The following is a 7,108-nucleotide window of genomic DNA, read 5'->3' on the forward strand; positions in this document are numbered from 1 at the left end:
AACGCAAGTTTGTAAACCGGAGTTTCGCGATGGCCTCAAATATGTTCCGCGGCGACGGCAGGCCGTTCGATCCGTTCGGTGACCCGTTGGATGCGATCCTCGCTGAGATCGCAGTCAATCTGCAGCTGCCGCCCGGCCTCCATGCCATCGCGGTCGATCGCTACGCGGCGGTCTGCCGGTACATCGATCGCCCCGGCAGCCCGCTCGCAGGGCGGGTGTCGAGCTTCTATCCGCAGGGTTCGATGGCGATCGACGCCACGATTTCGACGCGCGGCACCGATGACGAATACGACCTCGACGCGGTGGTCGAGATTATGGGTGGTAGCGAGGGGCCGGAGGACCTGCTCGACCTTCTGGAAGCCGCGCTGAAGGATTATCCGGTCTCTCGAATCGAGCGCAAAACCCGCTGCATCACGCTCTACTACGCTGATGGCATGCATCTTGACGTGACGCCGGCGCGGCGGCGCGCCGTCAAGGAAAAGGAAGGCGTGATCGCGCACGCCAAGCGGGGCAGGCCGCAAGAGCACCGCTATGTGCCGATGAACGCCTACGGCTTCTGCGCTTGGTACAATGATCGGGCGCCGGTCGAAGAGCGCTTCGCGCTGGCGCTCAACCGTGAGCTCTATACCAAGCACGGCTACGCCTTCGATGCCGCCGAGGTTGAGGAGGTGCCGGATCAGACGCCGCTGCTGATCAAGAGCGTGACCACCGTCGCGCTTCAGCTCATCAAGCGCCACCGCAACATTCTCTATGCCGATGAGGCAGGCCGGATGCCGCCCTCGGTCGTGTTGTCCTGTCATGCCGGACATGCCGCAGTGCCCGGCATGGGGCTGGCCGATATGGTGATGCGCCAGGCGCGCTGGACGGCGCGGGCGATCGATCAGGCGGCGCGCCAGAACAGGCTGCTCGATGTTGCCAATCCCGAATTCGTCGAGGAGCGGTTCACCGATCGCTGGCCCGAGAGCCAGTCCCAGCAGCAGCACTATGCCCAGGCTCTCCATGGCCTTGCTGACGGCCTCCAGGCCGCGCGAGAGCGCGGCGTGCAGCTCGAGGACCTGCAGGATTGGTTGCGGGGTCAGTTCGGCCAGCGCGTGGTCACGCGCTCGATCGATCTTTTCAACAAGCGCCTCGGCCAGCAGGTGCAGGCACGTCAGCATGGCTATACGCGCACGGGCGGACTGTTCACGCCGGCGGCTCCCGCGATCATAACCGGCGCAAGCGCCCTCGTGCCGGTTGCCGCCAGGGCGCACACGAACATGGGTGAGCGTCGCTGAACATGATCCACGGCATCGACGCGCAAATTGAAGCGATGCGGGCGGTCTGGCCCGCGTTCGTCATGGTCGCGCGCGATGGCGATGCGGCGGCTTGGGAAGGCTCAGTTCGCCCGCTTCTGCAGACGTACCGCGTCGGCATCTTCTACCGCGCGCCGCTGCTGATCGAAAATCTGGACCCGCGTCGCTTGCAGCCGCGCGTCTCGGTCCTGAATCCGCGGCTTCGACCGCGCCCCGGAGACCGCGAAGGGCGGCTGCCGCACGTCTATTACGGACCTGACGGCGAAGTGACGCTGTGTCTCCTCGATCCCGAGGCAGGCGATTGGTCGCCCGCCGACCTACTTGCCGAGACCACGATGCCCTGGACCATCGAATGGCTGGCCGCCTACGAGGGCTGGCGCGCGACCGGCGAATGGACCGCGAGCGGCCGCCATGTGGATGCGGCCCGTGGCTAAGACCAAGGTCCCGCAGAAGGTTCAATCCGCACTCTGGGCGCGGTCGGCCGGACGCTGCCAATACCGGGGATGCAATCGCGACCTCGTTGGCGATCTCATCTCCGGCAATGAGAACGCGCTCTTCGGTTTCATCGCGCACATCGTCGCGGACAGCGCCGATGGCCCGCGCGGCGATTCCGTCAGGTCACCGCTACTTGCCAAGAGCCTCGACAATCTGATGCTGATGTGCGCCGTCCATCACAAGCTGATCGATGTCGACGGTATGGCCGATCATCCCGAGGCCCTGCTCGTCGAGATGAAGGCTGAGCATGAGGCGCGCGTCGCGCTGCTCGCCGGGATCGATAAGGATCGGGCATCGCACGTGGTGCGGTTCGGCGCCAGCATCGGCGCGAATGAGGCGCTGGTTTCGACCCGCGCAATATTCGCCGCCATGCCGCCCGATCACCATCCGGCTAGCGCGCAGACGATCGACCTGGAAATGACTGGCCATGCCTTCGCCGACAGCGATCCGGCGTTCTGGGCCATGCAGCAGGCGAACCTCCAGCGCAATTTCGCAGCGAAAGTCGGCGGCAGGATCGAGCGCCAGGACATTCGGCATCTCAGCGTGTTCGCCTTGGCGCCGCAGCCTTTGCTCATCGAACTTGGCCGGCTGCTCTGCGACATCGTGCCGGTGGTGGTTCATCAGCGGCACCGCGAGCCTTCAACCTGGACCTGGCAGCGTGACAGCGCACCCTTGCGCTATCAGACGGCCGAACCGCCATCCCGGAAAAGCGGCGTGGTGGCGCTCAAGCTGGGGGTCAGCGCGACGATCACCGATGATCGGATCGAGCGTATCGTCGGCAGCGATGCTGCGATCTGGAGCCTGTGCGCCGAAGCGCCGCATAATGACATCGTTCGCCGCCCCGAGGATCAGGCGGCCTTTCGCACGGCGCTTCGCCGCATGTTCGACGCGATCAAAGCCCGGCACGGCGAAGGTGTAGCCATCCATCTTTTTCCGGCCTTGCCGGCGTCGCTGGCCGTTGAGACCGGCAGAGTGTGGATGCCCAAGGCCGATCCCGAACTTCGAATCTACGACCAGCAGCGGGACAGCGGCTTTGTTTATGCGCTGACGATCGGTCGGCCGGGATCGCCATGATGCCCCACTTGGAACCCCACGCAGAAGCAAAGGAAGGAATGTGCCGGTGCCGAAGAATATTGTGATCTATTCCGATGGCACCGGCCAGGACGGCGGAGTTCGGCCGGAACAGCGGATGAGCAACATCTTCAAGATGTATCGCGCCACGCGGCCCGGTCCCGACAGCTCGATAGATCCCTCCCAGCAGGTGGCCTTTTACGACCCGGGCCTCGGCACCGATGCCGGAGCTTCGGGCCTGACATCTGTACGGCGCTGGTTCGCCAAGCTGCTGTCTTCGGTGACCGGGCGCGGCATCACGACCAATATCGCCGACTGCTACGAGTTCATCATCAATCATTACCGGCCGGGTGATCGCATCTGGCTGTTTGGCTTCAGCCGCGGGGCATATACGGCGCGCAGCCTTGCCAACGTGATCAGGCTGTGCGGCGTTCCGACGAAATCGCCCGACGGCGAGCTGCCGCGGTTTCGCCTGGCCACGCGCGAGATCGCCGAGCGGGCCGTCATCCGCGTCGCCGAGCACGGCGCAGGCCACGATCGGGACACATACGAAGAGGAGCGCGAGGAGCTCGGTCGCCGGTTTCGCCTGGCGCATGGGTCCGATGCCGATGGTGAGGCAAACGTCGCACCCTATTTTATCGGCGTGTTCGATACGGTCGCCTCACTCGGCGCGAAGGGACCGCTTCGCTTTGTGCTGGCACTGGCACTGGTGGCACTGATCGTAGCCGCCGGAGCGCTTGCGGCTGCGTTCTTGCATTGGGCGTTCGAGTTCGCGTGGACGATGTCGTTCCTCGCGGCGACCGCGTTGATCGGAATCTACGCGCTTTGGGCCTATCTGCGCACGTCGCTCAAAATGATGTGGCCGCCGGTGGAGGGACGCCGGCTCCCCAGGTTTCACATCGCGCAGTGGAGCGGCAAATACTTTGACCGCCTTCTGGGCGGCGCGGTTCCTTATGCGCGTCACGCGATCGCCATCGATGAGAACCGGGCCGACTTTCCGCGGCTGCCCTGGGGGCCAGGCAAGGGCGTCGAGGCCAGGCCTGAGGTCGAGGGCGAGGCCAAGCCGTTCGTGCAGCTGTGGTTCGCGGGCAACCATTCCGACATTGGCGGCAGCTATCCGGAATCGGAATCGCGCCTGTCGGACGTCGCCTTGAAATGGATGATCGATGAAGCTCGGTCGGTTCCCGCTCCGCTGCTTGTCGAGGACAGCCGACTTCGGATCTTTCCATCGGCGGGCGGCGTCCAGCACGATGAAATCGCGGGCATGGCAGACTTGATAAGACAGCGGACGCCGGCCCTGCTGAGGCGCCTGACCCGGGGGCTGAGCTGGAAGGCGCAGCTTCGCGATCCTGTCGCCGCTGCCACCTTACACCCCTCCGTCGGGGAAAGGTTCGGCCTTGAAAGCGTCGTCCGGCAAGGCGGTGAAGGCCCATATCGGCCTGAAGCGCTGCGAGAACACGAGAATTTTCGTCACCTTTACAAGTGACGGCGACCGAAGGGCGGCCGCCATGGGCACGTTTCGCAAGTGTTGGACCAAAGCCACGACTGTCATGACCTTGGCTTTCGGCTCACTTCCCGGCTCGCAAGCCATTGCGGCGCCGGAGGGCGAGCTGCACACATTTCACTGCCTGCACGGCTGCCCGGTCGGCGCGCCGGCCATCGACGATATCGTGGTGCGGGAGATTTACACGCTCGCCTCGAACGACCTCACCAAGATGGCTGACTGGGTTGCCTATCGGGTTACGCCGGACACGATTGGGCCGTCGGGGACGCGCAAATGGGCAAGCGACCCATGGCTGTCGCCTGATGAAACGCTCGAACCCGACGACTATGACGGAGCGCCCGCAGCACTTGGTATTGACCGGGGGCACCAGGCTCCGCTTGCCGCGTTTTCCGGAACGCCTTTTGCGGCCGACACCAACATCCTGTCGAACATTACGCCGCAAGGCGCCCCGCTCAACCAGGCTCCGTGGCAGCGTCTTGAGGCGCAGGAGAACGAGTTGGCACGCCATGAGAACATAGCCGTCTATGTTCTCACCGGCCCTCTTTTCGAACGCGTCGTTCCGGCCATGCCACGCGCCGATGAACGGCATCGCGTGCCTTCTGGCTACTGGAAAGTTGTCGCGACAGTTGATGGTCGCCTGGCTGCTTTCATCATGGACACGGCCGCCCCAAGATCGCTCGATCATTGCGAAGCGCGGGTATCGCTCGATGAAGTTGAAATGCGCGCCCGGCTCGCCCTTTTCCCACGTTTGGACCGGAGGGCGTTTTCGGACTTGTCCAAGGCGCTCAATTGCGAGCAGTGAAGCACGTTCCGCAGACGAAGATGAAGACCTGCTACGGCGTGTTGCGGCAACCCTCATGAAAGGAGAGGCGGAAGTTGAGCGCTTGCGCGTCGTGGTCAATGCTCTGGCAATTTAGCCGACGCGCGGGCTGCCCCGCTTGCGAAAAACCGATCAGGCTCTGACACGGATGCGCTGGCGCAGGCGCTCGTAGAGCGGCAATTCCGCTTCGTGCGCAATCTCGACCGTCACCGCGAAGGATTGCCGCCCTTCATCGCCGGCCCAGCCGCCGGCGCAGCGCACGACGAGATAATAATTGTCGCCATAGCCCCGGATATTGCGGGAGAAACTGACGCTGGCGGTCTGAAGGCTCGACTTTTCCCTTATGGTCGAACTGGGGAGCAGCTTGCAGTTGTACCGGGCCGCCATATCCGGAAACGGTCCCTCATCGACGGTCCGCTTGCGGAAATGTTCGAAGATCATATCCGGCTCGCAACCTCTGATCAGCCGGAACCCCATGGACACTCCATTATAGTCGAGGCGGCTGTGCCTTACCGACCACCGCAAACTACATCCTGACGCTCAAGGTCATGCCGATGTTTCGGGGATCGTTGAATATCCGCAGGTCGTATGCGGTCGGCCACTGGTTATGATAGGTCCAGATTTCATGACGTTCGTTCAGAAGGTTCTTGATCCAGAAGCCGAGTTTCAGATCGGCACCACGCCAAGCCAGACCTTCGATGTCCAGTCGCGCGCCGACATCGGTTGCGCGGGACGCCAGGTCGCTCGTTATACCGGTGCGCTCCCGCCCCCGGATGCTCCCATAGAGTTGCGCTTGCGCTTTCAGCGTGCGCCCGATCCGAAAATCACGGGTGACCGACAGATTGGCCGCGAACTGCGGGGCATAGGAAATCGAGATCGGGATGCGGCTGTTGACATCATCCACGAACACATCCTGCACGCCGCCGCGCACCTTCGTATAGGCAAGGTTACCGTCGATGACGAAGCCCGGCAACGCCAGCAGTCTGGCATCGGCCTCGAAGCCATGAATGCCGATGGCCCGCGTGCCGTTGACAGTTTCCGATCGTGATATGTTGGCAAAATTGCCGACATCGATCTGCGGATTCTGCAAGGTGCTTGCGAAGGCGGCGAGGTTCAGGCTGAGAGTCCGGTCAAACAGGCTGGACTTGTACCCCAGTTCCCATGTCGAAATCTGTTCCGCACCATAAGTCCGGAAGGTGGGAGAGCGGGTGTTGGCGCCGCCCGCCCGGAACGCGCGGCTCCATTTCAGGTAAACGCGGTTGCCGTCATCGATATCGAACGCAAGCGACGCTGCCGGGGCCAGCCGCCGCGCTGCGTAGATCTGCGGAAGCGCGGTATTGCGTCCATCTGCGCCCCCATCCGCAGGAATGCCGTTGGCGATGAGCTGCCGCCCGCGCTTCGTCTCTTCGGTGTAGCGCAGTCCGGCATCTATGGTGAAGCGCCCGTCCCAGATTGCCGGTGCCCAGGCCAGCCGACCGAACAAGGCACGCGAACGGGTGTGGACCCGGCTTGAGCGGGTGGGCGGCGCGGTTTTGAGGTCGATGCCGGGAATCTGGGAATAGGACGTGCCGCTCTGGTCAAAAACGACAGTATTGGCGACGATGGCCCTGTCGCGAGCCGATTCCGCGAAGTCGAACAGACCGAACAGGTAACGCAGATTGCCTGTCTGGCCGCCCGCGCTGACTTCTCCGTTGAACTGGTGCTGGACGACACTGGCGAAACTGAGCCGCCCGCCTTCGCCACCGGGCACGAAAGCGTCGAACAGACCAGCGCTCTGGTCCCATTGGTCCTGATCCAGCGCGCGCCACGAGGCGACCGCATTTATCGTCATCCAGTCTGCAATTCCGTAAGAGCCCGAACCGAAAGTTGTTGAGCAATACCAGCATGTTGTGATTCACGCCTCTTTGCGAAGAGAAGGAGTGAATG

7 protein-coding genes are annotated in these 7,108 nt (G+C 63.3%); 5 read left to right on the forward strand and 2 right to left on the reverse strand.

Annotated features, from left to right (window positions below; translation table 11 throughout):
• The first annotated feature begins 29 nt into the window (after positions 1-29).
• Genes AC1Q5P_RS15880 through AC1Q5P_RS15900 form a run of 5 tightly spaced genes read left to right on the forward strand, consistent with a single transcriptional unit; the run spans position 30 to position 5,164 of the window.
• Positions 30-1,274, forward strand: a complete 1,245-nt coding sequence (locus tag AC1Q5P_RS15880) for a nucleotidyltransferase domain-containing protein (RefSeq protein ID WP_492519457.1) — start codon at positions 30-32, stop codon at positions 1,272-1,274.
• 2 nt (positions 1,275-1,276) lie between these two features.
• Entirely contained in the window at positions 1,277-1,726 is a 450-nt protein-coding gene (locus tag AC1Q5P_RS15885) for a type II CBASS E2 protein (protein ID WP_492519458.1), read from the forward strand.
• Positions 1,719-2,861: an SAVED domain-containing protein gene (locus AC1Q5P_RS15890; protein WP_492519459.1), complete on the forward strand. Its 1,143-nt coding sequence runs from the start codon at positions 1,719-1,721 to the stop codon at positions 2,859-2,861. Before AC1Q5P_RS15885 ends, AC1Q5P_RS15890 begins: the two co-directional genes overlap by 8 nt.
• 46 nt (positions 2,862-2,907) lie before the next feature.
• Complete coding sequence (locus tag AC1Q5P_RS15895; protein ID WP_492519460.1) at positions 2,908-4,344, forward strand: T6SS phospholipase effector Tle1-like catalytic domain-containing protein; 1,437 nt, start codon at positions 2,908-2,910, stop codon at positions 4,342-4,344.
• 22 nt (positions 4,345-4,366) lie between these two features.
• Positions 4,367-5,164 carry a DNA/RNA non-specific endonuclease gene (locus tag AC1Q5P_RS15900; RefSeq protein ID WP_492519461.1) on the forward strand — a complete coding sequence of 266 codons (798 nt, stop codon included), beginning with the start codon at positions 4,367-4,369 and terminating at the stop codon, positions 5,162-5,164.
• 150 nt (positions 5,165-5,314) lie between these two features.
• Here the strand turns inward: AC1Q5P_RS15900 and AC1Q5P_RS15905 are convergent, their stop codons facing one another.
• Together AC1Q5P_RS15905 and AC1Q5P_RS15910 are read right to left on the reverse strand one after the other, a co-directional pair.
• A complete protein-coding gene (locus tag AC1Q5P_RS15905; RefSeq protein WP_492519462.1) occupies positions 5,315-5,623 on the reverse strand; it encodes a hypothetical protein in 309 nt (102 codons plus the stop codon).
• 85 nt (positions 5,624-5,708) lie between these two features.
• Positions 5,709-7,013, reverse strand: coding sequence for a TonB-dependent receptor domain-containing protein (locus AC1Q5P_RS15910; protein ID WP_492519463.1), 1,305 nt, complete (start codon positions 7,011-7,013; stop codon positions 5,709-5,711).
• Positions 7,014-7,108: the final 95 nt, after the last annotated feature.

Source organism: Novosphingobium sp. GW835-FHT14H07, from assembly GCF_058793515.1.

Coding starts and splice junctions, on each gene's coding strand:
- AC1Q5P_RS15900 (WP_492519461.1), top strand. CDS start 4,367: ATGGGCACGTTTCGCAAGTGTTGGACCAAAGCCACGACTGTCATGACC.
- AC1Q5P_RS15885 (WP_492519458.1), top strand. CDS start 1,277: ATGATCCACGGCATCGACGCGCAAATTGAAGCGATGCGGGCGGTCTGG.
- AC1Q5P_RS15905 (WP_492519462.1), bottom strand. CDS start 5,623: ATGATCTTCGAACATTTCCGCAAGCGGACCGTCGATGAGGGACCGTTT.
- AC1Q5P_RS15880 (WP_492519457.1), top strand. CDS start 30: ATGGCCTCAAATATGTTCCGCGGCGACGGCAGGCCGTTCGATCCGTTC.
- AC1Q5P_RS15910 (WP_492519463.1), bottom strand. CDS start 7,013: ATGACGATAAATGCGGTCGCCTCGTGGCGCGCGCTGGATCAGGACCAA.